General features: G+C 64.6%; 25 protein-coding genes and 1 riboswitch. Of the genes, 9 read left to right on the top strand and 16 right to left on the bottom strand.

The features are described from left to right. The first annotated feature begins 21 nt into the window (after positions 1 to 21). Positions 22 to 1,005 (top strand): LLM class flavin-dependent oxidoreductase, encoded by a 984-nt coding sequence (locus tag ON058_RS03895; RefSeq protein ID WP_274667704.1) that lies wholly within the window; start codon positions 22 to 24, stop codon positions 1,003 to 1,005. Positions 1,006 to 1,135: 130 nt separating this feature from the next. On the opposite strand, the gene ON058_RS03890 is transcribed toward ON058_RS03895, so the two are convergent. Continuing rightward, positions 1,136 to 2,536 (bottom strand): PLP-dependent aminotransferase family protein, encoded by a 1,401-nt coding sequence (locus ON058_RS03890; protein WP_274667703.1) that lies wholly within the window; start codon positions 2,534 to 2,536, stop codon positions 1,136 to 1,138. Between the two features lie 96 nt (positions 2,537 to 2,632). Between ON058_RS03890 and ON058_RS03885 the strand changes: the two genes are divergently transcribed. Beyond that, on the top strand, positions 2,633 to 4,105 hold the full coding sequence (locus ON058_RS03885; protein WP_274667702.1) for a pyridoxal-dependent decarboxylase: 1,473 nt from the start codon (positions 2,633 to 2,635) through the stop codon (positions 4,103 to 4,105). On the opposite strand, the gene ON058_RS03880 is transcribed toward ON058_RS03885, so the two are convergent. Then, positions 4,072 to 5,472, bottom strand: coding sequence for a PLP-dependent aminotransferase family protein (locus ON058_RS03880; protein WP_274667701.1), 1,401 nt, complete (start codon positions 5,470 to 5,472; stop codon positions 4,072 to 4,074). The two genes, ON058_RS03885 and ON058_RS03880, sit on opposite strands and share 34 nt — an antisense overlap. A gap of 410 nt (positions 5,473 to 5,882) precedes the next feature. Here ON058_RS03880 and ON058_RS03875 point away from each other — a divergent pair, with 410 nt between their 5' ends. Then, complete coding sequence (locus ON058_RS03875) at positions 5,883 to 7,151, top strand: CBS domain-containing protein (protein WP_274667700.1); 1,269 nt, start codon at positions 5,883 to 5,885, stop codon at positions 7,149 to 7,151. Continuing rightward, positions 7,148 to 7,675 (top strand): DUF1003 domain-containing protein, encoded by a 528-nt coding sequence (locus ON058_RS03870; RefSeq protein WP_274667699.1) that lies wholly within the window; start codon positions 7,148 to 7,150, stop codon positions 7,673 to 7,675. Before ON058_RS03875 ends, ON058_RS03870 begins: the two co-directional genes overlap by 4 nt. On the opposite strand, the gene ON058_RS03865 is transcribed toward ON058_RS03870, so the two are convergent. Continuing rightward, positions 7,672 to 8,283 carry a hypothetical protein gene (locus tag ON058_RS03865; RefSeq protein WP_274667698.1) on the bottom strand — a complete coding sequence of 204 codons (612 nt, stop codon included), beginning with the start codon at positions 8,281 to 8,283 and terminating at the stop codon, positions 7,672 to 7,674. The two genes, ON058_RS03870 and ON058_RS03865, sit on opposite strands and share 4 nt — an antisense overlap. Before the next feature lie 166 nt (positions 8,284 to 8,449). On the opposite strand from ON058_RS03865, the gene ON058_RS03860 reads away from it, so the two are divergent. Further along, positions 8,450 to 9,583: an Mrp/NBP35 family ATP-binding protein gene (locus ON058_RS03860; protein ID WP_274667697.1), complete on the top strand. Its 1,134-nt coding sequence runs from the start codon at positions 8,450 to 8,452 to the stop codon at positions 9,581 to 9,583. 23 nt (positions 9,584 to 9,606) lie between these two features. On the opposite strand, the gene ON058_RS03855 is transcribed toward ON058_RS03860, so the two are convergent. Beyond that, complete coding sequence (locus tag ON058_RS03855; RefSeq protein WP_274667696.1) at positions 9,607 to 10,077, bottom strand: hypothetical protein; 471 nt, start codon at positions 10,075 to 10,077, stop codon at positions 9,607 to 9,609. Between the two features lie 89 nt (positions 10,078 to 10,166). Here ON058_RS03855 and ON058_RS03850 point away from each other — a divergent pair, with 89 nt between their 5' ends. Next, positions 10,167 to 11,399: a galactokinase family protein gene (locus tag ON058_RS03850; RefSeq protein ID WP_274667695.1), complete on the top strand. Its 1,233-nt coding sequence runs from the start codon at positions 10,167 to 10,169 to the stop codon at positions 11,397 to 11,399. Between the two features lie 8 nt (positions 11,400 to 11,407). Here ON058_RS03850 and ON058_RS03845 read toward each other — a convergent pair whose 3' ends face one another. From ON058_RS03845 to ON058_RS03825, 5 genes are all read right to left on the bottom strand, one after another. Next, positions 11,408 to 12,211, bottom strand: coding sequence for an exodeoxyribonuclease III (locus ON058_RS03845; protein WP_274667694.1), 804 nt, complete (start codon positions 12,209 to 12,211; stop codon positions 11,408 to 11,410). Next, positions 12,211 to 13,098 (bottom strand): bifunctional methylenetetrahydrofolate dehydrogenase/methenyltetrahydrofolate cyclohydrolase, encoded by an 888-nt coding sequence (locus ON058_RS03840; RefSeq protein WP_274667693.1) that lies wholly within the window; start codon positions 13,096 to 13,098, stop codon positions 12,211 to 12,213. Before ON058_RS03840 ends, ON058_RS03845 begins: the two co-directional genes overlap by 1 nt. Continuing rightward, positions 13,098 to 14,390 carry a serine hydroxymethyltransferase gene (gene glyA / locus ON058_RS03835; protein ID WP_274667692.1) on the bottom strand — a complete coding sequence of 431 codons (1,293 nt, stop codon included), beginning with the start codon at positions 14,388 to 14,390 and terminating at the stop codon, positions 13,098 to 13,100. Before glyA ends, ON058_RS03840 begins: the two co-directional genes overlap by 1 nt. A 43-nt stretch (positions 14,391 to 14,433) precedes the next feature. Further along, positions 14,434 to 14,537, bottom strand: a riboswitch (ZMP/ZTP riboswitch). Between the two features lie 64 nt (positions 14,538 to 14,601). After that, positions 14,602 to 15,672 (bottom strand): acyltransferase family protein, encoded by a 1,071-nt coding sequence (locus ON058_RS03830; RefSeq protein ID WP_274667691.1) that lies wholly within the window; start codon positions 15,670 to 15,672, stop codon positions 14,602 to 14,604. 36 nt (positions 15,673 to 15,708) lie between these two features. Beyond that, positions 15,709 to 16,242: a GNAT family N-acetyltransferase gene (locus ON058_RS03825; RefSeq protein WP_274667690.1), complete on the bottom strand. Its 534-nt coding sequence runs from the start codon at positions 16,240 to 16,242 to the stop codon at positions 15,709 to 15,711. A gap of 136 nt (positions 16,243 to 16,378) precedes the next feature. On the opposite strand from ON058_RS03825, the gene ON058_RS03820 reads away from it, so the two are divergent. Genes ON058_RS03820 through purU form a run of 3 tightly spaced genes read left to right on the top strand, consistent with a single transcriptional unit; the run spans position 16,379 to position 19,269 of the window. Beyond that, a complete protein-coding gene (locus ON058_RS03820; protein WP_274667689.1) occupies positions 16,379 to 17,584 on the top strand; it encodes a CDP-glycerol glycerophosphotransferase family protein in 1,206 nt (401 codons plus the stop codon). Beyond that, positions 17,571 to 18,383, top strand: coding sequence for a CDP-alcohol phosphatidyltransferase family protein (locus tag ON058_RS03815; protein WP_274667688.1), 813 nt, complete (start codon positions 17,571 to 17,573; stop codon positions 18,381 to 18,383). The genes ON058_RS03820 and ON058_RS03815 overlap by 14 nt, the downstream gene beginning before the upstream one ends. A 31-nt stretch (positions 18,384 to 18,414) precedes the next feature. After that, the gene (purU, locus tag ON058_RS03810) at positions 18,415 to 19,269 is read left to right on the top strand and encodes a formyltetrahydrofolate deformylase (protein WP_274667687.1); all 855 of its coding nucleotides are present in this window, start codon (positions 18,415 to 18,417) and stop codon (positions 19,267 to 19,269) included. 53 nt (positions 19,270 to 19,322) lie between these two features. On the opposite strand, the gene ON058_RS03805 is transcribed toward purU, so the two are convergent. The 7 genes from ON058_RS03805 to ON058_RS03775 form a co-directional block, all read right to left on the bottom strand. Continuing rightward, complete coding sequence (locus tag ON058_RS03805) at positions 19,323 to 20,207, bottom strand: glycosyltransferase family 2 protein (RefSeq protein WP_274667686.1); 885 nt, start codon at positions 20,205 to 20,207, stop codon at positions 19,323 to 19,325. Positions 20,208 to 20,245: 38 nt separating this feature from the next. Beyond that, positions 20,246 to 21,121, bottom strand: coding sequence for an N-acetylglucosamine-6-phosphate deacetylase (nagA, locus tag ON058_RS03800; RefSeq protein ID WP_274667685.1), 876 nt, complete (start codon positions 21,119 to 21,121; stop codon positions 20,246 to 20,248). 29 nt (positions 21,122 to 21,150) lie between these two features. Next, a complete protein-coding gene (gene nagB, locus ON058_RS03795) occupies positions 21,151 to 21,933 on the bottom strand; it encodes a glucosamine-6-phosphate deaminase (RefSeq protein WP_274667684.1) in 783 nt (260 codons plus the stop codon). Next, positions 21,926 to 22,831 (bottom strand): ROK family protein, encoded by a 906-nt coding sequence (locus tag ON058_RS03790; RefSeq protein WP_274667683.1) that lies wholly within the window; start codon positions 22,829 to 22,831, stop codon positions 21,926 to 21,928. Before ON058_RS03790 ends, nagB begins: the two co-directional genes overlap by 8 nt. A gap of 154 nt (positions 22,832 to 22,985) precedes the next feature. After that, positions 22,986 to 23,834, bottom strand: coding sequence for a carbohydrate ABC transporter permease (locus ON058_RS03785; protein ID WP_274667682.1), 849 nt, complete (start codon positions 23,832 to 23,834; stop codon positions 22,986 to 22,988). Next, a complete protein-coding gene (locus ON058_RS03780; RefSeq protein ID WP_274667681.1) occupies positions 23,834 to 24,784 on the bottom strand; it encodes a carbohydrate ABC transporter permease in 951 nt (316 codons plus the stop codon). Before ON058_RS03780 ends, ON058_RS03785 begins: the two co-directional genes overlap by 1 nt. A gap of 129 nt (positions 24,785 to 24,913) precedes the next feature. Beyond that, positions 24,914 to 26,248: an extracellular solute-binding protein gene (locus tag ON058_RS03775; protein WP_274667680.1), complete on the bottom strand. Its 1,335-nt coding sequence runs from the start codon at positions 26,246 to 26,248 to the stop codon at positions 24,914 to 24,916. Between the last annotated feature and the right edge of the window lie 25 nt (positions 26,249 to 26,273).

Below are 26,273 nucleotides of genomic sequence, written 5' to 3'. Positions count from 1 at the left end.
CGATAGCGAGCAGGAGCCGCATTGCCTACGCACGTCCCTCTGTCCATTCTGGATCTCGCTCCCATTGCGCCGGGCGAGTCCGCGGCGGATGCGTTCCGCCACATCGTTGACCTCGCTCAGGCCGCAGAGTCCGCAGGCTATGAGCGGGTCTGGTACGCCGAACATCACAACATTGACCGCATCGCGTCCTCCGCCACGAGCGTCCTCATCGCCCACGTGGCAGCGCATACGTCGACGATTCGGCTGGGTGCTGGCGGTGTCATGCTCCCGAATCATTCACCGCTGACCATCGCGGAGCAGTACGGCACTCTTGCGGAGCTTCACCCGGGCCGCATTGACCTGGGGCTGGGCCGTGCCCCAGGTGGTGACCGCGCAGTCTTTGGCGCATTGCGCAGGGCGCCCGAAGCATCGGACCGTTTCCCGCAAGACGTCGTGGAACTCCAGGGATACCTGGGGGACGAGTCCCGGGTGCACGGCGTGGAGGCTACCCCAGGCAAAGGCACCGGCGTGCCGCTGTACATCCTGGGCTCATCACTGTTTGGAGCCCAGTTGGCGGCGGCTGTGGGGCTTCCGTATGCGTTCGCATCGCACTTTGCACCTGCCGCGTTGCATGAAGCAGTCGCGACGTACAGGCGGGACTTCACCCCATCGGAGCAGTGCCCCGAGCCGTACGTCATTGCGGGCGCGAACGTCTTTGCTGCGACCGATGCGGACGCTGCGCAGGAGCAGTTCCTCGCGGCGCGGCGGTGGCGTGTACGCGGGCTCATGAAGCGTGGCCCCGCGACTCCCGAGTACTCGGACGCTGAGATCGACGCTTTCCTTGCCTCGGAGCAGGGCGCTCAGATGGCGGACATGATGCGCTACACCGCGGTTGGCACGGGAGCGGAGGTTTCGCAGTGGCTCAACGACTTTGCGGCCGATGCTGGGGCGGACGAAGTCATCGTGGCGCACGCCGCGTTGGACGCCCAGGACCGGCTTGAGTCGGTGAGGTTGGCTGCGCCGTAGCATCGGCCAGCCCTGCGCATCGCGGACCTGCGCGTCCCCGCCCCTACTGGAACGAAACGGTGGTCTTAGTTGACTAAAACCACCAAATGGAGCCATGTGACGGGAAAGTAGGGAGGAGGGACGGGTTCGACTACGGCGCCAGGCCCGCCAGGACCTTGACGCCTAGACGCATGTCGTCGGGTGGAAGGTAGAACGGCAGGCGGAAGTGAGATGCTCCCCCGCCCGGCGCCACCTCAAAGGCCGTACCGGGCGCCACCGGTACGCCGGCATCGGCTGCACGTGCAGCGAACCTGTCCGCGTTGATGCCGGGCACCTCGACCCACAGGCTGGGGCCGCCGTCGGGCATGCGGAACCGCCAGTCGGGCGCAAACTCGCGGATCGCTTCCACGGTGGCGTCGAGCGACTCACGCAGGGAGCCGATGCGCCACGCAAGTGTCTCGTCGTAGGAGTCCGTCATGAGTTCGCGCGCGACCCGCTGCATGAAGGCCGAGCTACCCAGGTCCATAGCGGCTTTGCGTTGGCGGAGTTGGGCGGCGAGGGTGGCGTTGGTGTGGAGCCAGCCGATGCGCAACCCACCCCAGAACACTTTGGACAGTCCGGAGATGGTGATGACGGACGCTCCGGTCCCGAGCGAGGCGAGCGGCGGCGCAGGGCTGCCGTTCAGGGTGAGCGTTGCGGTGATGCGGTCGTCGACGAGCGTGGTGCCGGTGGCGGCCGCGCATTCTGCAATGGCGAGGGCGTCAGCGGTGCTCATGACGGTGCCGGTGGGGTTGTGGAACGTGGTGAAGTAGGCCACGTCTGGGCGTGCTGCACGGAGCAGTTTGATGGCCGATTCGACGTCGAGCCCGTCAGGGCCCATGGGCAGTGACAGGGGCCGTGAGCCGGAGGACGAGATCGCGTCGAACACCCCCGGGTACGTCACGGATTCCAGTGCAACAGGGGTGCCGGGGGATGCCATCTCCGTGAGCGCGAGCCACAGCGCTTGCTGGCCGCCGCTCGTGACGACGACTTCATCGGGGTGGGCGGGGATGCCGGCGGCACGGAGGCGTTCCACGATGACATCAACGAGGTCGGGGTCGCCCAAGGCTGCATAGCCGGTGCCGAGCGTGGGCGAGGCGTCGAGCACTGCACGCGGGTCGGCGAAGGCCTCCACGACGGAGGGCGCTGGCGGCGGGCAGGCGGAGGACAAGCCCACGAGGGGCGCCTGGGATCCGGGGAGGATCTTTGCGAAGCGGTCGTGGAGGCTCATGGCGTCGAGTCCGCGGGCGCGCGATCCGAGGGTGGGGGCGGCGCCGGGACGCCCGTCAAGCCATGCGTCGTCGCGGAGGCGCTGGTAGGCGGCGGTGACGGTATTGCGTGACAGGTGCAGCGCCTGGGCGAGTGCCCGCTCGGAAGGAAGGCGGGTGCCGTGGTCGAGGGAGCCGGATTCTGCGAGCGACACCATGGCATCGGCGAGTTGCTGGTAAAGCGGACCGGTGCCGGTTTGCCAGTGGTCGAGGACGTCGCGGAGCTGATCTGCCGTGGTGCGCATGGTGCCATTCGACCGCAAACTGGCCCCTCAAGACAAGGGCCAGACACCGGCTGACTGGCTCTTTCATCCCAGGGCCAGTCGGCACAGGCTAAGACCATGAGCCTCTCCCCACTCGACCGCGTCCGCACCAACCCCTCGTCACGCACCCGCCGCCGTGAGCGCATCTCCCTCCTCACGGAAGCTTCCCGCCGCGCCGCCTCCTACGTTGCGAACGTGCCGGACCGGCCGGTCTACCCCACGCCTGCATCGGTCGCCGCTCTTGAGCACTTCCGGACTGCTTTCCCGGACGGTCCACGTGAAGGCCGCGACGTCCTGGGCGACCTGGATCGCTATGGCTCACCTGCAACTGCGGTGGTCAATGACGGCCGGTACTTCGGGTTCGTCACCGGCGGCACCGACCCTGCGGCGGGTGCGGCCGCTGTCCTGGCGGGAGCCTGGGATCAGAACGCTGGACCCAAGTCGCCCGTGAGCGACGTGCTGGATCAAGTGACGTGCGCGTGGGTCGTGGAGGCCTTGGGCTTGCCACGCACCGCGGTTGCTTCCTTCAACGGGGGCGCGACGGTAGCGAACCTCACCGGCGTGATCACTGCCCGGGATGCCTTGTACGAGCGGCTGGGGTGGAACGTCGCCACGCGCGGCCTGGCCGGAGCGCCTCGCCTTCGCGTGATCGTCGGCGACGAGGTACACCTGTCAGCAATGAAGGCACTGCGGCTTGCCGGGTTCGGCGAGGATCAGATCGAGCGAGTTCCTACAGACTCCGACGGTGCCGTCAGGGCCGATGCGTTCCCCAGCGATACCGACGACCACACCTTGGTGCTGTTGCAGGCAGGCAACGTGAACACCGGTGCGTCAGATCCGTTCGCGCAGATCATTCCCGGGGTCAGGGAACGCGGCGGATGGGTGCATGTCGACGGCGCGTTCGGCCTGTGGGCTGCGGCCAGCCCCACGCTGAAGCACCTGGTCGCAGGCGTAGAACTGGCGGACTCGTGGGCGACCGATGCCCACAAATGGTTGTCCGTGCCCTACGACTCGGGGATCGTGATCGTGCGAGACGGCGCAGACCTGGCGCGCGCCATGAACGCCGAGGCCGCCTACCTCCCCACGGACACGACAGCACAAATGAACCGTGGCATCCAGGTCTCCCAGCGGGCCCGCGCCATCGAAACCTGGGCGATGCTGGCCACGCATGGCCGCAGCGGGCTGGCGGACCTGATCGACCGGCACTGCGCCTTGGCGCGACGATGTGCAGCCGCACTCCGCGCTGGTGGGGCAACCATCCTGGCCCCCGTGGTGCTGAACCAGGTGCTCGTGCAGTTCGGAGATGAGGCACAGACCGCCGCGACGATCGGGGCGGTGGAAGCGGAGGGCACCTGCTGGGCGGGCCCCACCGTCTGGCAGGGCACACGCGCCATGCGGATCTCGGTGTCCGATGCGGCCACCACCCAGGACGACATCGACGCCTCAGTCGAGGCGATGCTACGCGTGTGGTCGGGAGTCCGTGAGACGTCCGGACAGTCCGTCGAACAGCGGGCACATCACGCGACAGAGATCAGCCTGTCAAGGGCTTGACGCATCTGGGCGGCGGGGCGGACACACGCCAGACGCACCGCGCCGTCGCCCGCGCCGTCACGGGTCGCAAAGTAGGCACCGGGCATGACTCGCACTCCAGCGCGCATGCCGCGTTCGGCCAGACGCACCGCATCGTTCCCTGGGGTTTCGACCCACATGCTGAGACCGCCATCCTGCATGCGCACCCGCCACGGCAGCGACGCTGCCGCTACCGTCTCCACCACCGCAGCGGCACGCTCGCGCGTGGCCGCACTGACGGTACGGGCAGTGGCGCGGTAGTGGTCCCTGAGCAGCGAAGCCGTCACCCGCTGCAGGAACGGAGACCCACCAAAGTCGATCGCCATCCGTTTGCGGCGCAGGTGCGCTGCAAACGTGGCATTGGTGTGGATCCAGCCGATGCGCAGGCCACCCCACAGCACTTTGGAAGGACTGCCGATGGTGGCGACCGCTGCGGTGGGGTCAAGTGCCGCGAGCGCGGGGGCCGGGTCGGCAACGCCGACGGGCAGGTGCGCGGGGCATCGGTCGTCAATGATGAGTGCGCCAACGTCCCGCGCGGCGTCCAGGATCTGCCGGGCACGATCCGCATCAAGCAGTGCGCCGGTGGGGTTGTGGAAGTTCGTGACCATCACGATCGCGGGTGAGGCCGCACGGATAAGGCGCGCGGACTCTGCGGCGTCGAGACCGTCGGCGGTCATGGGAAGCGACACCAAAGGCGCGCGACTGTGCGCCAGCGAGTCAAACATTCCTGCGTACACCACGGACTCCAGGGCCACCGCGCGGCGCTGACCCGCAACAGCGCCAATGACGAGCGACAGTGCATGCTGCCCCCCGCTGGTGATCACAATCTGATCCGGCGCGGCGCTCACGCCGTCGTCGCGCAGATGATCCACGACCGCATCCACGAGCTCCGGTTCACCGTCCGGAGAGAACCCCACCCCTTCAACAGCGATTGCGGGGTCAATGCTCGCGGGATCCATGAGCGCCTGCTTCACCACTGGTGCCGCCTCCAGAGAACCGACGGCCAGGTCAATCAACTCAGCCCTGGCATCGGCCACAAACGTGGGCTGCCAGGTGCCCAGCCGCTGCGCAAACGACGCCCGCGCATCAAATCTGAGCCGTGGCGCAACACCGCGGCGCGTTTCGATCCACCCTTGATCGCGCAGTTCGCGATACGCCGCTTTGACGGTGTTGCGGGACAGGTGGAGTTCGTCGGCAAGTTCACGTTCGCTCGGCAACACCGTGCCGTACTCGAGCGCACCGGACTCCGCCATCGAGCGGATGGCGTGCACCAACTGTCGGTACAGCGGATCGGAGGACCTGCTCCACGTCGACAGTGCATGGGACAGTCGCGCTGCCGTAGACGACATAGGCCCAGTGTGCGCCGTAGTGGGCCCACCAGACAAGACCCACTGGATGCGGGCGTGGGCCTGTACGCGCACTCGCCACGGGGGCGAGGCTAGAAGCACGACCACGACAGCCCCGGGAGACACCGTGCTGAACAACCCTGAAGCGTTGCTCCGGATGCACTACGCGGAGCACAACGACCGTCTTATCCAACTGCATCGCCATCGTGGACCGGGCAGGCGGTCGTTCACCACCGAGACACGGGTCCATCATGCGGTCCGAGCGGTTCGCGTCAACGTCTACCGCAGGTGGAGTCATGCCCGGCGAGCGGTGCTGCATGCAGGGCATGCCATTGCCCACCCCAGCCCTGTTTGACATACCGCTCGCGGGAGCGTTCCCCTGACGCCGGGAGCGCTCCCGTTAGGCTGACCTCATGGTTCAGTCAGCAGAGCGGGTCTACGTCGCGCGCCTGGCAGGGACATCGGTCTTTGATCCGATCGGTGACGCTGTAGGTCGGGTGCGTGATGTCGTGTTGCTCATGCGTCGCGGGGCGGCGCCGAGCGCGGTAGGGCTGGTTGTTGAGGTCCCGGGCCGCAAACGGGTGTTCCTGCCGTTGACTCGCGTGACCTCCATCGCGCCCGGTCAGGTGATTTGCACAGGTGTGCTGAACTTGCGCCGCTTCCAAGCACGCGCATCCGAAACCCTCGCCATTGCGGAACTGTTGGAGCGTGCCGTCACGATCAAGGCTGGCCGTGAGCCCGCGTACGTCGAGGATGTCGCCATCGAGCCGATGCGCGGCGGCACGTGGCAAGTCACCAAACTGTGGGTGCGTAAGCAGGAACGTCGCAAGGGCGTGTTGGGCTTCTCCCGTCGCGGCGAAGCCCTCGTGGTGGATGTCGACGAGGTGACGGGTCTGTTGCGCCGGGACCAGGTACAGGGCGCACAACTGGTGATCCAGTCGTTTGCGGACCACAAGCCGGCGGACCTGGCGGCAGCCCTGATGGAGATGTCCCCTTCGCGGTCGGCGGAGATCGCCGCTGCGCTGGACGACGAACGCCTGGCCGATGTGCTGGAGGAGCTTCCCGAGGAAGACCAGATCACCCTGCTCGGCACACTGCGGTCAGAACGTGCCGCGGACGTGCTGGAAGCGATGGACCCCGACGATGCCGCCGACCTGCTGGGCGACCTTCCCGACGCGCAGGCGCAGGAACTGTTGGAATTGATGGAGCCAGAGGACGCTGATCAGGTGCGTCAGCTCCTGCACTACGAAGACGACACTGCGGGCGGTCTGATGACCACCGAGCCCGTGATTGTGGGTCCGGAAACCTCGGTCGCGACCTGCCTGGCGTTGGCACGCAAGCAACAGTTGCCCCCCGCTTTGGCATCCATGGTGTTTGTGGTGCGCCCACCGCTGGAAACCCCCACCGGCAGGTACATCGGCCTCGTGCACTTGCAGCGACTCCTGCGCGAGCCGCCACACGACTCGGTCGGCAACCACACCGATCCTGCGATTGAGCCATTGTCTCCGCACGATTCCTTGCAGGAAGTGTCGCGCCGCATGGCCGCTTACGACATCTTGGCGATGCCCGTCCTCGACGACGATCACCGGCTACTGGGAGCGGTCTCGATTGATGACGTCCTCGACCACCTGCTGCCCAGCGACTGGCGTGAGCACATGGACGCTGAGGAGGCGGCCTCATGAGCGACCGCCTGGACCGACCCAATGACGATCAGCGCCGCTTCGGCATCTTCAAGAAGCGCTCTCCGCGCGACTCTGACCGGATGGGAGCCGCCACCGAAGGCATTGCCCGCTTCCTGGGCACCACGCGCTTCTTGATCTACCTGACGGTGTTCTGCATTGTCTGGCTGGCGTGGAACACCTGGGGTCCCGAGGGCCTGCGGTTTGACTCGGCCGCGAACGGGTACACCGCGTTGACGTTGATGCTGTCATTGCAGGCGTCCTACGCCGCACCGCTGATCCTGTTGGCACAGAACCGCCAGGACGACCGTGACCGTGTTGCTGCCGAGCAGGACCGTCAGCGTGCGGAGCGGTCGCTCGCCGACACGGAGTACTTGGCCCGCGAAGTTGCCGCGTTGCGTCACGCCATCAACGAGACGGCAACGCGCGACTTTGTGCGCTCTGAACTACGTTCCTTGCTTGAAGAACTGCTGAAGCAGGATGAAGCCGAGGCCAGCGAACGAGACCGGGACCGTCAGCGCGACTAGAGACGTTGCGTGCGGCGCGCGACGTACTCGTTGGTGGCGACAATCGCACCGCACACCACGAGGACAACGGTGACGCTCGCAATCCAGGGTTCGGCGAACAGTCCCGCGGTTGTCGCGGCCGGGTCTGCGACAGCTTGTGAGAGCAGCACCCGTGGGTCCGCAGTCTCCTGAATCGACTCGACACACGCGCGGCCGACGACAGAACCCACCCAGAGGAAACCCGCCGCCAGGAGCACGGCGGCGGCCGCGCTGGACCAGCCTGCCTTCGCTCCCCCGGCGCGAATCCCCGCGCCAGTGAGAATGCCGATCACGATGGCGCTGGGATAAATCTCTACCCCTACCAGGATGAACAGACTGATGTAGAACACGGCACCCAAAAGCCCCAGCAGCATCGACAGGACGAGGCCGCGCGCCCAGCGCACACCCCAGGTGTCGTCGGGTTCGTCATGGACGGGTAGCTCGCTGGGGGGAAGCCCGGGTGGGTCGGGAAGAAACTCCGCCCACTCTGGGGCTCGGGACGGCCGATGGCGGGGAGACGGAACAAAGTGCGGGGTCTTCCGGGCAGCATCGGACGCGGGTTGCGACTGCGCGCGCAACTTCTCAGACATCGTGCCCCCTTGAACCCCTCAGTCACCACGATTTGGGTACACCGTTGCATGTAGACGGCTAAGCGACAATATATGCACAGCCCTCTGTGGCGCACTTCACAGCACAAACCTGTGGATAACAGGGCAAATCCCCCATCGTTCGGCTCGTGGGCATCCAGCGCCTACGATGGTCACCATGCCTACCGTCGAGCTTGTTCGCGACGCCCTTTCCACGGTGATCGACCCTGAAATCCGCCGACCTATTACCGAGATCGGCATGGTCCGCTCGGTTGACGTTGACGGCAACCGCGCCCTGATCGGCATCGACCTCACCACGGCTGGCTGTCCGATGAAGGGGCGGATCACGGACGATGTGAAGGCCGCTGCCGAACGCGTTGACGGTATCGAGGACGTGCAGATCGAGTTGGGCGTCATGAGCGAGGAGCAGCGTTTGGATCTGCGCTCCAAGCTTCGTGGCGGCAAGCCCGAGCCGGTAGTCCAGTTCACACAACCGGGCAACATGACCCGCGTATACGCGATCGCCTCCGGTAAGGGCGGTGTCGGGAAGTCCACCGTCACCGCGAACCTCGCTGCAGCAATGGCCGCCGATGGTTTGAAGGTGGGCGTCCTTGATGCCGACATCTTTGGCTTCTCGATTCCCGGCATGCTGGGTGTGGAGGGCCAGCCCACCCGTATCGACGACATGCTGCTTCCTCCTATCGCCCACGAGGTCAAGGCCGTCTCGATCGGCATGTTTGTGCCCGAGGGCCAGCCGGTGGTGTGGCGTGGGCCGATGCTCCACCGCGCCATCGAGCAGTTCCTTGCAGACGTGTACTGGGGCGACCTGGACGTGCTGCTCTTGGACCTTCCGCCCGGAACCGGCGACATCGCGATCTCTGTGGCTCAGTTGCTGCCGCACGCAGAGTTGGTGGTCGTCACGACTCCGCAGTCCGCAGCCGCTGGGGTGGCAGAACGTGCCGGGTCGATCGCGACCCAGACGTCACAGAACGTGGTCGGAGTCATCGAGAACATGGCGTGGCTTGAGCAGGCCGACGGTTCCCGTCTGCACGTGTTCGGTGAGGGCGGCGGCCAAGTCGTGGCTGACCGGCTGAGCAAGACGCTCGGCACTGAGGTGCCGCTGTTGGGTCAGGTTCCGTTGGACATCACGGCACGTGAAGCTGGGGATGCTGGCACGCCTGTGGTGGTTTCGGATCCCGAGTCGACTGCTGCGGTGGCGATGCGTGACGTGGCCCGCAAACTCACGGCGCGCCAGCGTGGTCTCGCGGGACGTTCGCTCGGAGTGACACCCGTCAGCAAGTAGAGCTGTGGCTGATGCGCCGTGCGTCAGCGTGAACCTGAGCGGGGCGCCCAGCCCACGATGATCGCTGCGATGACGCCCGCAAGAAGGGTGCCTGTGCTGAACGGCGGTGTCGCCAGTGCGGCCTTGAGTGCCTCATCAAAGCCGGGAGACTCGATTCCCAGGAACTGAGCACCGGGGATCCCTGCCCCGCTGACGCTACCGACCACACTCATGAGGTGGACGGACAGCGCCGCCGCAACAAACGCGGCGGCCTGAACACGCAGCCCCGCGTCGAGTGTCAGGTATCGCACGGTGAAGCCCACCGCTGCGGTCGCCATGGCACCCAACACGATGAGGACAAGCGACCCGGCCTCTTCTGGCACCAACAGCGACAGGAGAAGCCCCACCACGACTCCGGTGAGGAGCCCAGCGGTCAGCGGACCCATGGCGGTGTGGCGCACTGCGTCCAAGACGGACCCCTTAGCGGGCTGCGTGGACTGAGTTTCGGACGGCATGGCTACTCCTTGTGGTCTCGCGTAAGGCGGGCTGTGCTCATCGTATTGTCCCCTCGCGCAATGTGGCATCTGTCCTGATAATGGGACACATGGCTGACTCACCGTCTGCACAGGTGCCACTCGAGTGGGTGGTACCGGACGAGCCCGCCGCGGGCGCGACCCGTGTGCGGGACTTCTTTGCGCGGACGTACGGCGAGGAACCGGCCGGTGCATGGTTTGCGCCAGGCCGAGTCATTCTCATGGGCGACCATACGGACTACAACCATGGCCTGGCCCTCACCACCGCGACGCCGCACGGGGTGTGGGTGGCAGCGCGGGCCAGGGACGATGCGCGGCTTCGGATCGCGAATGAGGCGGCGGCTGACCTTGAGGGCCCGGATGACGTCTGGGAGGGCTCTGTCGAGGTTCAAGACGTCGATGGCGCGCGCGGCTGGCCGGCGTTTATCGCGGCGGCGGTGTGGGCGTTGACGGAGCGCGGCTACACCGGGTGTGGATTGGACGTTGCGGTGACGTCGTCGATCCCGGTCGGCGCGGGTCTGGGTGGGTACGGTGCGGCGTTGGTGGCGACTACGCGCATGGCTGATGCCCTGTGGAGGCTGTCGCTTCACAACCCGAGCGGTCAGGCGGAGATTACTGACGCCACGATCGATGCGGAGCGCGCGATCACCGGCACGCATGTGGGCGGCATTGACCAGGTATCTGCGTCGTGCGGCGCAGACGGGGATCTCACGGAGTTGGACTTTCGCGGTCGACGTCCATCTGTGCGCGCGTTTCCCCTCCCCCTGTCAACGTATGGGTTGTGCCTGTTGGTGACGGAATCCCGGATTCCGTTTGTGCCGACCCGCGGCGAGTTCTCCACTCGTTACCAGGAGTGCGCGGCGGCTGCGAGCGATCTGGGTGTGCCGTCCTTGCGGGATATCGCGGATGGCTCGGATCCGATGCGAGCACTTGCTGCGGTGAAGGACGCACGGGTGAGGCGGCGGGCACGGCACGTGGTGTCAGAGATTGAGCGAGTGCGGGTAGTGGAGCGCGCGCTCAGCGAACTGGGTCCGGCGCAGGATCGCTTTACGGCGATGGGCAAAGCGATGTTTCGTTCCCATGCATCGTTGGCGGCCGAGTTCGATGTCTCGGTGCCTGCGATTGATGCGGCAGTCGATGCGGCGTGGGAGGCCGGGGCGGTGGGAGCCAAGATGTTTGGTGCCGGCCTGGGCGGATCGTCAGTAGCGCTTGTCCGCAGGACCGACAAGGAACGCATTGCGGTGAGAATCCGTGACGCGGTGGTGGCGGCAGGCCACCCCACGCCACGGTTCCTCACCGCATAGCGCGTGCGTTAGAGCGTGTAGTCGACCACGAGCGGTGCGTGGTCGGACCAGCGTGAGGCGTAGTCAACCGCCCGGTCCACCCGGACATCGGCCACTGTTGCCGCGAGCGCGGGGGTCGCGAGCTGGTAGTCGATGCGCCAGCCGGCATCGTTATCGAACGCCTTGCCACGCATCGACCACCACGTGTACGGACCGGGCTGGTCTCCTGCGTGGACCCGGTGCGTGTCGACCCAGCCGGCTTCTAGCCACCGGTCCAGATAGGCGCGTTCTTCCGGGAGGAATCCTGCAGACTTGAGGTTTCCCTTCCAGTTCTTGATGTCGTTGTTCGTGTGAGCGGTGTTGATGTCACCCATCACGACAACGTGCTCATACTCGGCAGCGAGCGCAGCCAAGCGTTCGGTCATCAGGTCAAGGAAGGCGTACTTGTCGGCCATCGACTCGGGCTTGTCGACGTTGCCGGAGTGCACGTAGACGGAGACCACCCGGACGGGGCCAGAAGGCGACTGTACGGTCGCCTCGACCCAGCGTCCGGTGTGGGTGGCGGCAAGGGCGGTGTCGCCCAAGGCTTCGGCACCGGCCAACGGATCACTGAGGTCAGTGCGAGCCAGGATCGCAACGCCGTTGCGTCCTTTCTGCTCACTCACCTGCTGCACTACCTGCCATTCCTCGCCGAAGTTCGCGGTCAGAATGTCTTCCGGCGCGCGGACCTCTTGCAGGCAAATGACGTCAGGTTGGGTCTGCTCAATCCACTCGAGCATGCCCTTGCGCAGTGACGCGCGGACTCCGTTGACGTTGACCGAAGCAACTCGCATCAGCGAATCCCCGCCTTCCTCTCACTCTCTTCGACGACGTTGGCCAGCAACATCGCCCGGGTCATGGGTCCTACCCCGCCAGGGTTGGGCGAGTACCACGATGACTTGGCGACAGCATCGTCCGCAACGTCGCCGGCAACCTTGGACTTACCGGTTTCGGGGTCGGTGACGCGGGACACGCCTACGTCCACCAACACCACGCCGTCCTTGACCATGTCTCCAGCGATGATTCCTGGCACACCGGCCGCGGCGACGATCACGTCTGCGGTGCGGGTGTGGGAGGCCAGATCCTGGGTTCCGGTGTGGCACAGCGTGACGGTCGCGTTGACGTCCTTACGGGTCAGCAACAGGCCGATGCTGCGGCCCACTGTGGTGCCGCGTCCTACGACGACGATGTGCTTCCCAGCGAGGTCGACGCCATGGCGTTCAATGAGCTCGATGATGCCCTTGGGAGTGCACGGAAGGCTCGACTCGACGGGCTCGCTGGTGCGCAGCACGAGGCGCCCCAGGTTGGTGGGGTGCAGTCCGTCTGCGTCCTTGTTGGGGTCGATCAGTTCGAGCACCTTGTTGGTGTCGATGCCGCGCGGGAGAGGCAACTGAACGATGAAGCCGGTGCAGGCGGGATCGTTGTTGAGCCGCGTGACAGCGGCTTCGATCTCTTCCTGGGTGGCGGACTCGGGAAGATCTTCGCGGATGGAGTTGATGCCCACTTCCGCGCAGTCCCGGTGCTTGCCGGCGACGTACCAGGTGGAACCTGGGTCTTCACCCACGAGCAACGTGCCGAGGCCCGGAGCGACGTCGCGGTCCTTGAGGACCGCGACGCGCTCGGCAAGCTCGGACTTGATGGCAGCGGCAGTGGCCTTGCCGTCGAGCTTCTGCGGGGCCATTACTGCTGGAGGCCCTCGTACAGCGGGAAGTCGTCTGCGAGCTTCTTGACGCGAGCACGCAGAGCATCGATGTCGGCGCCGCCCTTCAGAGCAGTAGCGATGACCTCGGCAACCTCGGTGAACTCTTCTGCACCAAAGCCGCGGCTTGCGAGTGCGGGGGTGCCCACGCGCAGACCGGAGGTGACCATCGGCGGGCGGGGGTCGAACGGAACCGCGTTGCGGTTCACGGTGATGCCCACCTGGTGCAGCAGGTCTTCTGCGTCCTGGCCGGTCAGTTCAGAGTTGCGCAGGTCAACGAGCACCAAGTGAACGTCGGTGCCGCCCGTGACAACGTTGATGCCGGCCTCGATGGCGTCAGGCTGGACCAGACGGTCAGCGATGATGCGTGCACCTTCGAGGACGCGAGCCTGGCGGGCCTTGAACTCTTCGCCGGCAGCAGCCTTCAGCGCGGTCGCCTTGGCGGCGATCACGTGCATGAGCGGGCCACCCTGCTGGCCGGGGAACACGGCCGAGTTGAGCTTCTTGGCGTACTCGGTGCCGCGGGACAGGATCATGCCCGAGCGGGGTCCGCCAATGGTCTTGTGGATCGTGGTGGAGACCACGTCCGAGTGAGGGACCGGCGACGGGTGCAGGCCAGCAGCCACCAGGCCAGCGAAGTGGGCCATGTCGGTCCACAGCTTGGCGCCCACCTCGTCCGCAATGGAACGGAAGGCCTCGAAGTCGATGTGGCGGGGGTAGGCCGACCATCCCGCGATGATGACGTCGGGACGCTCTGCCAGCGCCTGCTCACGCACCTGGTCCATTTCGATGCGGTGGGTCTGCTCGTCAAGGCCGTAGGCGGCCACTTCGTAAAGCTTGCCGGAGAAGTTCAGCTTCATCCCGTGGGTGAGGTGACCGCCGTGGGGCAGCGACAGACCCATGATCTTGTCGCCTGCGCTGATGAGCGCGTGAAGCACTGCGGCGTTCGCGGTGGCACCGGAGTGGGGCTGCACGTTGGCGTACTCGGCACCAAACAGTGACTTGGCGCGGTCGATGGCGATGCTCTCTGCCACGTCGACCTCTTCGCAACCGCCGTAGTAGCGGCGGCCCGGGTAGCCCTCTGCGTACTTGTTGGTCAGGACGGAGCCCTGAGCCTGCAGCACGGAACGGGGAACAAAGTTCTCCGAGGCGATCATCTCGAGGTAGGTGCGCTGACGGTCGAGTTCGCGGTCAAGGACCTGTGCGATCTCTGGGTCAAAGTCCTGCAGGGTCGCGTTCATGACCTCTGCGGTGGCGCTGGAGTCGGTACTCATGAGTTGTCCTCCTGCTGGCGGCGGGGGCCGCCGGTTGTCCGGTGACCTTGGCCCAGGCGTACGACCAACAGTCTCAAAGATGAAGTGCCGCTCCCTCGTGGTGTCCCACTGCGCCAGTCGCGACGCGCGCCAGTCTAGCAACGCTTCGCTCGCCTACCAATGCCCTTTTCTCCTTGGGGCTCCGTGTGGCCGACTCGTCAGCGCATCGGCCCTACGGGGTGTCCGCATCCTGGGGTGCTTCCTGCCGCCGCCGGCCCACCGCACGGCGGCCCAAGTCGCGCCAGAAGGTGTAGTCCATGAACGGTCGTACGAGTGCCACCATGAAGGGCCTCGAGAACACATACGCGAACAAACATGACGCCAGCGCCAACACCACGAGCGCCACGGTGTCGTCGAAGGGGAACTGATATCCGTCTTCACGCCCCGGGTAGAGGAACAGCGGGTGCAGCAGGTACACGGGAAGCGTGGCGGCGCCGATTCCCGTCATCAGCTTGTAGGAGCTACTCATCCACGACAGCAGCCCCAGCGCCAACAGACCTCCCACCGTGATCACCAGGAAACGCACGATCATGCCGTACCACTCAGGGTGACCCAGATCCTCATACCCCACGTGCAGGAAGAAGATCCTGCGAGAGACCTCGTCCTCGGTGAACCAACTCCACACAAACGCGCCCGCGAAGGCGGCAAGCGCCGCAAACCGCACGGGCCAGTTGCGCACGTAACGCCACCACTGGTCCTTCCACACCAGCCCCAAGGTGAAGAACGGCGCAAACCCAAAGATGCGCTGCGCAGACAAGGTGGTGTCAAGGATGGGGAATACGCCCGCGATCAGTGCGACCAACACGGTGACAATGACCATCCACTGGTCGACGCGAAGTAACGGCGCCGCGAGGCGCCAGGCGAGCAAGGCGAGCAAATACCACAGCGTCCAATCGGGATTCAGCAGAGTGACACTGACCGGCTCACCGGTGAGGGCTGCCAGCTCCAGTGCATGAATCACGGAGAACACCACGTAAGGGAAGCCCAGTCGCAGCACGAGCCGCACCGGCGACCACGTGCGCGAGTAGCGAGTGAGGTAACCGGAAACAAAGACAAAGGCCGGCATGTGGAACATGTAGAGCCACTGCTCCACTGTTTCCACCACGCGGCTGTCCAGCGGTGCGATGGCGTGGCCGAACACCACAAGACAGATCAGAATGCCCGCAGCACTATCCATCGCAAGGTCGCGTGAACGAGCCTTGGCGGGCGCTGTGGCGTCAGGAGAAGGAGAAGGGGACGTCACCCTTCCATTGTGAGACTGCGCGAGTCTCAGGCAAACTCAGTTGTCGCCGCGAACCGCGTTGATATCAGCGTCGTCATCAACAATGGCGCCGGATTCGAGCACCTTACGCAGGTAGGCGTAGGTGAGATCGCCGTTGACCTGGTCGAACTGGAACTCGTAGCCAGCCTTGTTGTACATCGCGATGTTGTGCTTGGAGTTCTGGCCGGTGAAGACCCACACCTCGCGCGTGGTGTCAGGGAGGTGACCCAACACTGAGAACAACAGCTGGGTGCCGATGCCAAGACCCTGCTGGTCCGGGACCACAGCCAAGCGGCCGATGGTGGCCTTGTCACCTTCGAGACCCACGCGAATGGAGCCGACCAGACGGTGTCCTTCCCACGCACCCAGCGTCACGACATCGGGCGACTCAAGATCCACGATGAGCTCCTCAAGCGTCTGCGTGAGCGCCGGGATGTTGGGGTCGTTGTACAGCTGCGCTTCCGTGACGAAGGCCGCGCGGCGAACAGTGAGAAGCTCACCCGCGTTGTCACGCTTCAGCACATCGATTCGCACACTGTCTGACTGGCTCATAGAACCATCGTGGCACGAAAACCTTGGAGTACCGGGCATGGCACACAGATTTCCGGTGTACCTGAAGCATGTCCCCCGTTACCCTGGTCTGAGATTGGGCATTGGGTCCCAGACCGAAGGGATCACTATGTCGCTGATGGGGAAAGCTCGAAAGTTTGCGGGCTCCAGCATCCGTCGCTTAGGGCTGCTCCCGGGTGGGATCCCCGACGGCCTGGGGGAAGACGAGAAGCTGACGGGCTACGTCATCCGGTCACAGGCAGTCGTGTTCTTCCCCGACCCGCCCGAGAACGTCTATCAGCTGCGCCAGTGGTACGGCGCACTCGATGCACTCGACGAACGTATGGGTCTCACCGTCGTGACGCAGGATTCCCGGACTGCCAAGATCGTGCGCGCCGAGACTCCCTTCCCGGTCATCATCGTGGCGCGCAACCGCACCTTCTCTGCGCTGTTGCGCCGCGGTCATGCCTCGATCGTCATTTACGTTGGCCACGCCAACAACAACATGGTGGGGCTGCGAGCCACGGAGGCCGCGCACGTGTTCTTGGCCCATGGCGACTCAGACAAGGCTGTTTCCGTCTCGAACCAAGTCAAGGGCTTCGACTTCACCTTTGTCGCGGGGCAGGCGGCCGTGGACCGCTACGCGGCCTCGGTGATGTTCTTCGACACAGCCGCACACCTGCGGATCATTGGGCGCCCCCAGCTGCCGTCCGTGGTGGAACGCGAGACCGGGTCCAGTGTGCTGTACGCCCCCACCTGGGAAGGGTCGCAGGAAACCAACGCATACTCATCGGCGGTCTCTCACGGAGAGCGGCTAGTGCAATCGCTGCTGGATGACGGTTTCCAGGTGATCTACCGGCCGCACCCGCGTTTGGGTGTCTCGGATCGCGCGTTCCGGGAGGCCAACTCCAGGATCAAGGACATCGTGACGGCGGCCGGAGCCCAGGGCGAGGTTGACGTGACCCCCGATCCCAACGCCGCCATGGAACGGGCCGATGTCCTCATCACCGACGTCTCGGCCATGAGTTCCGACTGGCTTTCGCAGGGCCGCGCACTTCTCGTGACGACCCCGGTTGTTGCCGACGCGCAACCCACCCCCGGTTCCCGTCTTCACGCCCAGGTGCCCCGGATTACCGCCGAGCAGGCTTCAGACACTGCGACCCTCGTGCGTGCCGCTATGGCAGACGAAGGCCACCTGGCGACCATTCGCGAGCTCGCCGACTACTACCTAGGTGGCCTGTCAGCGGAAGAAGCGACCGATGCCTTCGTCGACGCATGCGTCGAAGCCAGCGAGGCCTTCAAGCGAGAACTCCACATGGCAGAATCGCGCTATGCCCAGCCGTGACGAGCGCCCATCACGCCCCACCATTGAGCAGATTCGTGAGGTCTGCCAACCTCCAGAGATCCGGGGCCGCAAGAACTCCGAACACTGGACAGGGGACGTTTTCACCCGCTCGATCTCGCCATACCTGACTCGCATGTTCGTGTCCGCGGGCATCAGCGCGAACGCTGTCACGGTCGGCATGATTCTGTGTGGATGGGCCGCCGCCGCAGCGCTCCTGATTCCCGGCGTCTGGGGACCGCTCCTGGCAGCCGTGCTGGCTATGACACAGATGCTCCTCGATGCCTCCGACGGCGAGGTAGCGCGTTGGACACGCAAGATGGGCCCGCGCGGCATCTTCCTCGATCGCATTGCTCACACCACCACGGAGTCTCTGATCCCTGTGGCTGCAGGCCTGCGCATCGCCTTGGAGACCTCTCCCACGGCTTGGGGTTGGGCCGTTGTCGGTGGGCTCCTGGGCGTTCTGGTGTTGTGGAACAAGTCGTTGAACGACGGTTCCCGTCTGGCACGTGTGCAAGGTGGACTCCCGCTTGCCAAGGAAGACACCGGCATCAAGGCTCCCACCATCGGCTGGGTGGCACGCGCGCGGTCGTTGGCCAACTTTGTTCCCATCCACCGCGCGTATCACTCCGTTGAGCAGACGCTGGTGTTCCTGGCATTCGCGGTGGTAGGTGCGCTCGCCTCCTTCAACGGTGTCGCCGTTGCATTGGTAGTACTGACCGTTGCGGCCCCGATCGTCGTGGCTGGCCACACCCTCGCAATCCTGACCTCGTCCGCCTTGAAGGTGCCCTCCCAGGACTGACGGGGCGGAACGCTCGGTAGAGTGAGTGCCCATGAACGACTCTGCTGTGCGCTACGTCTTGGCGCTCTCCTGCCCCGATCAACCCGGCATCGTGCATGCCGTCTCCGGGACACTCGCGGAGCACGGCGGCAACATCACTGAGTCACAACAGTTTGGCGACCCCGACACCGGACTGTTCTTCATGCGGGTTGAGTTCACCACCGCAGCACCACGCGATGAGATCGAGAACGCTTTCTCCGGGCTGGGTGGACGGTTCTCGATGAACTGGAAGCTCGACCAGGCCGGGCGCAAGATGCGCACCTTGGTGTTGGTGTCGAAGTCCGCACACTGTGCCAACGACTTGTTGTTCCGCGAGCGAGCCAAGACGTTGCCGATCGACATCGTCGCCATGGCCGGAAACCACAACACTCTTGCCGACCTTGCGGGTTTCTACAGCAAGCCGTTCCACCATATCCCCGTCACCGCAGACACGAAGCCGGAGGCTGAGGCTGAGCTCTTGAGCCTCGTGGACTCGCTCGATGTTGAACTCGTAGTGCTGGCACGCTACATGCAGATTCTCTCGCCCTCGCTGTCCGAGGAACTCCGCGGCCGCGCCATCAACATTCACCACTCGTTCCTGCCGTCGTTCAAGGGAGCACGCCCCTACTTCCAGGCACACGACCGTGGTGTGAAGCTGATTGGCGCCACGGCTCACTATGTGACCAGTGACCTGGATGAGGGTCCCATCATCGAGCAGGAGATCCAGCGGGTGGACCACACTCACACCCCGGAAGAACTGACGGCCGTTGGCGCCGATGTGGAACGGACGGCACTGTCACGAGCAGTGCGCTGGCACGCCGAGCACCGCGTGCTCCTCGATGGCCACCGCACCATCGTGTTCCGGTAAGTACCTCGGGGATCACCTCGGATCCGGTGCAACGAGTTGCGCGGTCCGCGAGGCTAGATCACCAAAAGGCGTCCGTTGCGGGCGATGTGGCCGACGGTCCTCCAACCCATGCGGGGCTGTGACCGTGGGCAATGGCGCCAGCCGGACCAGAAACCACTGAACCAAGCCTTGATGGGCTGCCACTGCTTGGGACCACGGATGAGCTGCAACAGAGCCCAGGTAGAGGCATAGATCACGGAGAGCGGCCACGGCAGATTGCGGCGCGCAAGCCACACCCGATTGCGTGCCGACAAGAAGTAGTAGTCGCGGTGCCGGGTGGGAGGTTTCACCGGGTGGTACACGCGAAGCTCAGGATCGTAGATCACCTGCTTGCGCAGTTCCCACACACGCCACGCGAGTTCAATGCCTTCGTGCGCGTAGAAGAAGTCCGCAGGCCACATGCCTGCCGCGTCGAAAACTTCTCGGCGGGCAGCCACGGCGCCCTCCCAAAGAGAGAACACCTTGGTGGGTTTGTCGGGAATCCTGCTACCGATGCGGGGAACCCACCGCGACGGGGGCTCCTTGCCTTTGCGGTCGGACACCTGTCCCTGCAGTACGCCGTACTCCGGATACTGTTCAAACTTGGCGCGGACGGCGCTGAGGAAGTCGTCGCCAACGATCTCAGCATCATCGTCGAGGAAGAACAGATAGCGGCCCACCACATGGTTCACGCCCGCGTTGCGGCCGGCAGGGATACCGATGTTGTGCGCCAAGCCAAGAGTTCGCACACCGGGCATGCCGACGGACTCTTGGGGATCCCAGCCATTGCCAACGACCAAGACGTCTACCGTCACGTCGCGCTGACGTAGGACCGAAGCGATCGCGCGTGCGAGTCGCTTTTTACGCTTGCCCATTGTCAAGATGACGACCCCAAAGTCGGGAAGAGGCGCATCAGACATAGGCAGATTCTAGCCGTGTATTCGTAGACTCGATCCTGCTAGTCCAACCCCAGAAGCGCGCGGGGCACCGTGGAAGCGGCCGCAACGGCATCCGCCTCCGGCACGCCCGCCTCAACACAGACCTCAATGGCGCGGGTCATGGTGAGCGTGGAGCCAGCGATGGTATCAGTGCCCTTCAAGGTGGCCTTGCCATCCTTGACGTCCACTTCGAGCTCGCCCAGCATGTAGGCACCTTCTGGAGCTGCTGCGGCTGCCATGGCGTCCGTCACCAGCACTACACGGCCAGGTGCCGCACGGAACATCGACGCAATCAACGCGGGGTCGACGTGGATGCCATCCGCGATCAGTTCGATGTAGACGCGCTCGTCGTCCATCGCCGCACCGACGGGACCGATCTCACGGCCCACGATGCCCTTCATAGCGTTGAAGCCATGGGTCAACAACGAGGCGCCACGGTCGAAGGCTTCGCGAGACAGCGCGGCGGTAGCCTCGGTGTGTCCCACCGCCACGATCACACCAGCCTCGACGAAGCGCTCGATCGCGTCGAGAGCACCTTCCCTGGCGGGATCCATGGTGATCTGCTTGATGATGCCGTCTGCCGCCTCTAGCAACTCCGACACCACTGCGGGTGACGGATCGATGAGGTTGGCGGGCTTGTGTGCGCCCTTACGCTCAAGCGCCAGGAAGGGGCCTTCCAGGTGGACACCCAGAATCGACTCGTCTTGCGCCATGGCCTGACGCACGGTGTCCATCGCGGTGATCGTGTCCGCAATGGGCAAGGACACAAGTGAGGCCACCATGGCGTGCGTTCCAGTCGCTCGGTGAGCGGCAGCGGCAGCGAGAGTGCTGTCGACCGAGTCACCGAAGGAGTGGCCTCCACCCCCGTGTCCGTGGATGTCTGTCAGCAACGCCATGATGGCCTCCTTGTCGTCTTGAGTACTGCTTAGATACCTTGCCAGGCGGGCTTGTTGCGCTGTGCGTGGCGGTAGTAGTCAGCGAACTTTAGCTTGGACGCCGCTGCTTCGTCAATGACGATCGTGGCGTGCGAGTGAAGCTGGAGCGCAGAGCCCGGCATCGATGCGGACACGGCGCCTTCAACGGCACCGGCAACGGCGTCAGCCTTGCCTTCACCGAAGGCAAGCATCACCAGGTGGCCGGCACGCAGGATCGTGCCCAGTCCCTGGGTGACGCAGTGCATTGGGACGTCGTCGATCGAGTCGAAGAAGCGAGCGTTGTCTTCGCGAGTCTGCTCGGTGAGGGTCTTGACGCGGGTCAGCGATCCGAACGATGAGCCAGGCTCGTTGAAGGCCAGGTGTCCGTCGGTTCCGATTCCCAGCAGTTGCAGGTCAACACCACCGTGAGCGTTGAGTGCGGCCTCGTAGCGCTCACCTGCGGTCTCGATGCCGTCGGCGGAACCGTCGGGCACGTTGACACGCTTGGGGTCCAGGCCCAGGGGTTCGGTCACTTCGCGGTCAACGACGGCACGGTAGCTCTCGGGGTGCCCCGCGGGCAGGCCCACGTACTCGTCCAGCGCAAAGCAGGTGATACCCGTGAAGTCGATGCCAGCGGCAGCGTGTCCTGCCAGCGAGCGGTACACGGGAAGCGGGGTGGAGCCGGTCGCAACGCCGAGCGTGAAGGCCGGGTTGGCCTTTACCTTCGCGGCGATGTGGTCTCCGACGAGGGCACCTGCCTCGTCCTTGTCTTTAACAATCAGTACTTCAGCCATTGTCGACTCCCAACAGTGCTGCTCCAATGGCAGCAACAGGACGGTAGCCCTCGAGCATCCGGGTGCGCTCGGTGAGCTTGAGTGAGTTCAAGAATGCGGACTTGCTCGACCAGTCGTCGAGGACCGCGGTGGTGCCGTCAAGCAGGCTGTCACCGAGACCGGTCAAGCCGCCCCCGATGATGACCTCTTCTACATCGTAGGCAAGGACCAACACGCGGATGGCCGATGCGACTCCAAAGTAGAGACGGTCACGGATAGCTTCGGCAGCGGGGTCGCCCTTAGCAGCGGCGGCCATGATGGCGCGGGCGTCCGAGCCATCTGCCCCCCACTGGAGAACGATGCCGGAGCCGGAGGCGTAGGTTTCCAGGCCGCCGGGGTTTCCCTCGGGGTCTTCGGGACCGCGTGGGTCAACGCTGATGTAGCCGATTTCCCCGGCTGCGCCGTACGCGCCCCGCCAAAGTTTGCCGTCCAGGATGATGCCGGCAGCAAGGCCGGTTCCTAGGTTCAGGTATGCCACAGATCGGCGCTCAGGGGCGACGATCTGCCATGCTCCTACCGCGGCAGCGGTGACGTCGTTCTCCACGAACACGTCACGCCCCCAGGCCTCGCGTAGAGCACTTGCGAGATCAAGTTCATGGACATCGAGGTTCTGAGCATGGTGCACGACGCCGTCGGTCACAGTGCCGGGGATGCCCACACCAATCGACAGCGCGTCGGTGACCGAGATGCCAGCCTCCGCGGTCAGGGTTGCGACGGCTTCTACGGCTGCGTCGACCACGCCCTGATGGCCCTTGCGGACTGCGATGCGGTGGCGCCCAAGCACCTCGGCATTTTCGTCGACGACGACTGCGTCGATCTTCGTGCCGCCGATGTCCACACCGATGCGAACGCCGCTCATATGAGTTCCTTCTTCAACAGTCTTCTCCACCACTTGTCGGCACCTGCGGGCGTGCGAACACGTCCCGGGCAGTCAGGTGCCGCGAGTTGTCTTGGTCGGGGGGACGGGGTGATGGAGGTGGTGGCGAGCGCGGGGCTCGCCACCACCGAACACATCAACCCTTGACAGCTCCTCCGACCATGCCCTGGGTCATACGACCCTGCACGATCAGGAAGAAGATGATGACGGGTACTGCGACCAGAACCGAGCCGGCCATGACCTCGCCCCAGTTGGGGTATCCACCCACGTTGGAGAACTCGGACAGGCGACGCAGCCACAGCGGCAGGGTGCGGCTGCTCTCGTCGGTCAGCAGCACCGAAGCCAGCGCGAACTCGTTCCAGACCTGGATGAAGGCGTAGACACCCGACGCCACCAGACCAGGGGCCAGCAGCGGGAAGGTGACACGCATGAATGCGCCGAAGCGGGTGCAGCCGTCAACCATGGCTGCCTCTTCGAGGTCTGCAGGAACACCGGCAACGAAGCCGCGCAGCATCCACAGGGTGAAGGGGATCACCGTAGCGATGTAGATGATCGAGATACCGACGACCGTGTTGAGCAGGCCCAGGCTGGAGATCATCTTGTACTGAGCGATGAACATTGCTTCCGCGGGAAGCATCTGGATCACGATGATCGCGACCACGAACGACTTGCGTCCGCGGAACTTGAAGCGCGAGATCGCGAGTGCGCCAAGGAAGGCGAACACGATGCAGAACAGCAGCGACAGCAGGGTGATCGTGACCGACATCTGGAGCGATGACGTGAACCCGGAGGACGGGTCCATCACGGTCTTGTAGTTGTTGAACGTTCCGCCGAAGGGCACCCAGGTGGGGGTGAGCTGGGCGAGCGTCGCGGAGGACAGGAAGGACGAGTTAATCATCCAGTAGACGGGGAACACCCATACGAGGGCGATCAGCAGGGCGAAGATTCCGCCAATGCGGCGCCCGGTGGTCTTCTTGGTGTTCATCAGTTGTCCTCCTTGAGGAGCTGTCGGACGTAGTACCAGCTAAGGCCGATCGTGAAGAACATCACGATCATGGCGGCGGCGGACGCAAGACCAAACTGGTTCTGGCCGATACCGAGGCTGTAGATGTACGTTCCGAGCAGGTCGTACTTGGTACCACCGGCACCGAAGTCCTGCAGGAGTCGGATCTGGGCGTAAACGCGCAGGTCCCAGATGAGCTGCAGCAGGAACAGGATCGTGATGACCGGGCGGATGATCGGCATGGTGATGCGGCGCAGCATCTGCCAGCCGCTTGCACCGTCGAGCGAGGCAGCTTCCTTCACTTCGCTCGACACCTGAGTCAGCGCGGCGTAGACGGACAGCGCGACGAACGGAACCGAGGCCCACACAATGATCGTCGAACCGATGCCGTAGAACGTGATGGGGTTCACCAGCCAGTCGTGACCGATGAGGTCGACGCCGGGGATCCAGCTCAACACGTAGTTGATGACACCGTTGCGCTTGTCAATGAGCCAGCCCCAGACCGTCATCTGAGCGACGATCGGCATGGCCCATGCCAGCAGCATGGCGATCTGCAGGGTCAGGCGGGCCCAACGGCTGACGGCCTTCATGAGAAGGGCAAGTCCAATGCCGAGGATCATCGTCATCGAAGCCGTGATCGCCATGAAGACGATCGACTTCACCAGGATGAACCAGAAGGTGCCATCTGACAGCAGCGTGGTGTAGTTCTCGAACCACACCCACTCGGGGGAAGCGGTGCCGAACTGGGCGGCGAGCCCGTATTCGCGGAAGGAGTTAAAGACCTGCCAGCCGAGCGGGTAGCCCATACCGACTAGTAGTGCGACTAGTGCGGGAAGGACAAGCAGGTAAGGGAGAAGGATCTTGCCGAGAGGCTTCTTGCTCACGGCAGGCGAGTCGTCGAGTCTGCTCGGCGTCATCGCGGGGGTTGTCATGGTGTGCCTCTCGATGGTGCTGAGGTGGAGGGAGGAGGGGCGGGGAAACCCCCATGACGTGGGGCCTGGGCTTGTGCGGAAGTCCCAGGCCCCACGCGGGATGACGGATTACTCCGTCATTGAGGTGATTTAGCCGTTGATGAGGCTGTTGATCTTCTCGTCGTACTCGACTGCGAGCGAAGCGACGTCGCCGCCCTCTGCCACTGCAGCGAAGTACTGCTCGAGGATCTGCTGCTCTTCGATCGAAGCCCAGCCCGGTGCTGCCGGGGTCAGCTTGGCCGACTCAGCAGCCTGCAGCGACAGGTCACCCATCGCAGCAACCTCGGCGTAGGTCTCACCGAAGGTGGTGTTGGCCGGGCCAAGACCGTTCTCGGCCAGCATCAGCTGGTAGTCGTCCGAGAAGATGATCTGCATGAGCTGCTTGGCACCCTCAACGTTCTGGGTTGCAGCCGAGATACCGATGTTCGAGCCACCTGCGAACACGGGGGCAACGCCGCCGTCAACGCCGGGGAGCACGTATGCACCGAAGGTCTCGTCGTTCCAGGTTGCGACCTGCTCGCCCTCGTCGTTCTCCGAGAGGTCACCGAGCGACCAGAAGGCCCAGTTCGGAGCCATCGTGGTTGCCGCGGGGAGTCCGGGCAGGAAGTCGTCGTTGATGGCCTGGTAGGCGCTCGAGTCATCGTCGGTCACGGATGCGACCGAAGCGGTGGTGAAGAGCTCCTGCCACTGCTTCATGCCCTCAACCGACTCGTCCGAGGACAGAGCCGAGGCCCACTGCGAGCCATCGAAGGTAGCAATGTCTCCGCCGTTGGCGAAGATCCAGGAGATGCCGTCACGCCAGTCCTGACCGGGCACGTATGCACCAGCGATTTCCTGCTCCTTGAGCGAGGCGTTGACCTCGGTCACTTCAGCAAGCGTGGTGGGAACGTCAACGCCACCCTCGGCGTACAGGTCCTTGCGGTACCAGACCATGCGCGAACCGAAGTAGTAGGGCAGCGCGTAGACGGTGTCGCCAACCGAACCAGCCTCAACGAAGCCCTGGAGCAGGTCGTCGCCGCCCAGCTCTTCGTACATGTCGGTGATGTCCATGAAGGCACCAACGGTGGTGAAGGTTGCGGCCTGGGTGTTACCGACCTCGGTCACGTCAGGGGTGTTGGCCGAGTCGGGCAGCGAGGTGGTCAGCGAGGAGATCGCGTCGCCCCAGCCGATCTGCTCAACCGTCAGGGTGCCACCGTTGTCGGCAGCGTAGGTGTCCTTCAGGTACTGAATGAGCTCGTCAGGGGTGTCGGTTCCCATGAGCCACAGCTTGACGTCCTGAGCAGCTGCGGTGGCTTCGCCGCCAGCAGTGTTGGTGGCGTCAGGCGAAGTGGTCTCGTCGGTCTCGCCCTCGGACGAGGAGCATCCCGCGAGGACGACGGCCGAGGCAGCGGCAAATGCCGCGATACCGCGAGTCATCTTCTTCATTGTGCTACTTCCTTCTCTGTTGTGT

Origin of the sequence: Demequina sp. B12 (genome assembly GCF_028823635.1) — a bacterium.
Classification (GTDB): Bacteria; Actinomycetota; Actinomycetes; order Actinomycetales; family Demequinaceae; genus Demequina.
Note: the sequence above shows the minus strand (reverse complement) of the source record. Positions and strands in the feature narration are given on the sequence as shown.

Excerpts from the sequence above, each read along its gene's own strand:
- ON058_RS03890 (WP_274667703.1), bottom strand. The coding sequence starts at position 2,536 with ATGCGCACCACGGCAGATCAGCTCCGCGACGTCCTCGACCACTGGCAA.
- ON058_RS03885 (WP_274667702.1), top strand. The coding sequence starts at position 2,633 with ATGAGCCTCTCCCCACTCGACCGCGTCCGCACCAACCCCTCGTCACGC.
- ON058_RS03880 (WP_274667701.1), bottom strand. The coding sequence starts at position 5,472 with ATGTCGTCTACGGCAGCGCGACTGTCCCATGCACTGTCGACGTGGAGC.
- ON058_RS03875 (WP_274667700.1), top strand. The coding sequence starts at position 5,883 with ATGGTTCAGTCAGCAGAGCGGGTCTACGTCGCGCGCCTGGCAGGGACA.
- ON058_RS03870 (WP_274667699.1), top strand. The coding sequence starts at position 7,148 with ATGAGCGACCGCCTGGACCGACCCAATGACGATCAGCGCCGCTTCGGC.
- ON058_RS03865 (WP_274667698.1), bottom strand. The coding sequence starts at position 8,283 with ATGTCTGAGAAGTTGCGCGCGCAGTCGCAACCCGCGTCCGATGCTGCC.
- ON058_RS03860 (WP_274667697.1), top strand. The coding sequence starts at position 8,450 with ATGGTCACCATGCCTACCGTCGAGCTTGTTCGCGACGCCCTTTCCACG.
- ON058_RS03855 (WP_274667696.1), bottom strand. The coding sequence starts at position 10,077 with ATGCCGTCCGAAACTCAGTCCACGCAGCCCGCTAAGGGGTCCGTCTTG.
- ON058_RS03850 (WP_274667695.1), top strand. The coding sequence starts at position 10,167 with ATGGCTGACTCACCGTCTGCACAGGTGCCACTCGAGTGGGTGGTACCG.
- ON058_RS03845 (WP_274667694.1), bottom strand. The coding sequence starts at position 12,211 with ATGCGAGTTGCTTCGGTCAACGTCAACGGAGTCCGCGCGTCACTGCGC.
- ON058_RS03840 (WP_274667693.1), bottom strand. The coding sequence starts at position 13,098 with ATGGCCCCGCAGAAGCTCGACGGCAAGGCCACTGCCGCTGCCATCAAG.
- glyA (WP_274667692.1), bottom strand. The coding sequence starts at position 14,390 with ATGAGTACCGACTCCAGCGCCACCGCAGAGGTCATGAACGCGACCCTG.
- ON058_RS03825 (WP_274667690.1), bottom strand. The coding sequence starts at position 16,242 with ATGAGCCAGTCAGACAGTGTGCGAATCGATGTGCTGAAGCGTGACAAC.
- ON058_RS03820 (WP_274667689.1), top strand. The coding sequence starts at position 16,379 with ATGGGGAAAGCTCGAAAGTTTGCGGGCTCCAGCATCCGTCGCTTAGGG.
- ON058_RS03815 (WP_274667688.1), top strand. The coding sequence starts at position 17,571 with ATGCCCAGCCGTGACGAGCGCCCATCACGCCCCACCATTGAGCAGATT.
- purU (WP_274667687.1), top strand. The coding sequence starts at position 18,415 with ATGAACGACTCTGCTGTGCGCTACGTCTTGGCGCTCTCCTGCCCCGAT.
- ON058_RS03805 (WP_274667686.1), bottom strand. The coding sequence starts at position 20,207 with ATGTCTGATGCGCCTCTTCCCGACTTTGGGGTCGTCATCTTGACAATG.
- nagA (WP_274667685.1), bottom strand. The coding sequence starts at position 21,121 with ATGGCGTTGCTGACAGACATCCACGGACACGGGGGTGGAGGCCACTCC.
- nagB (WP_274667684.1), bottom strand. The coding sequence starts at position 21,933 with ATGGCTGAAGTACTGATTGTTAAAGACAAGGACGAGGCAGGTGCCCTC.
- ON058_RS03790 (WP_274667683.1), bottom strand. The coding sequence starts at position 22,831 with ATGAGCGGCGTTCGCATCGGTGTGGACATCGGCGGCACGAAGATCGAC.
- ON058_RS03785 (WP_274667682.1), bottom strand. The coding sequence starts at position 23,834 with ATGAACACCAAGAAGACCACCGGGCGCCGCATTGGCGGAATCTTCGCC.
- ON058_RS03780 (WP_274667681.1), bottom strand. The coding sequence starts at position 24,784 with ATGACAACCCCCGCGATGACGCCGAGCAGACTCGACGACTCGCCTGCC.
- ON058_RS03775 (WP_274667680.1), bottom strand. The coding sequence starts at position 26,248 with ATGAAGAAGATGACTCGCGGTATCGCGGCATTTGCCGCTGCCTCGGCC.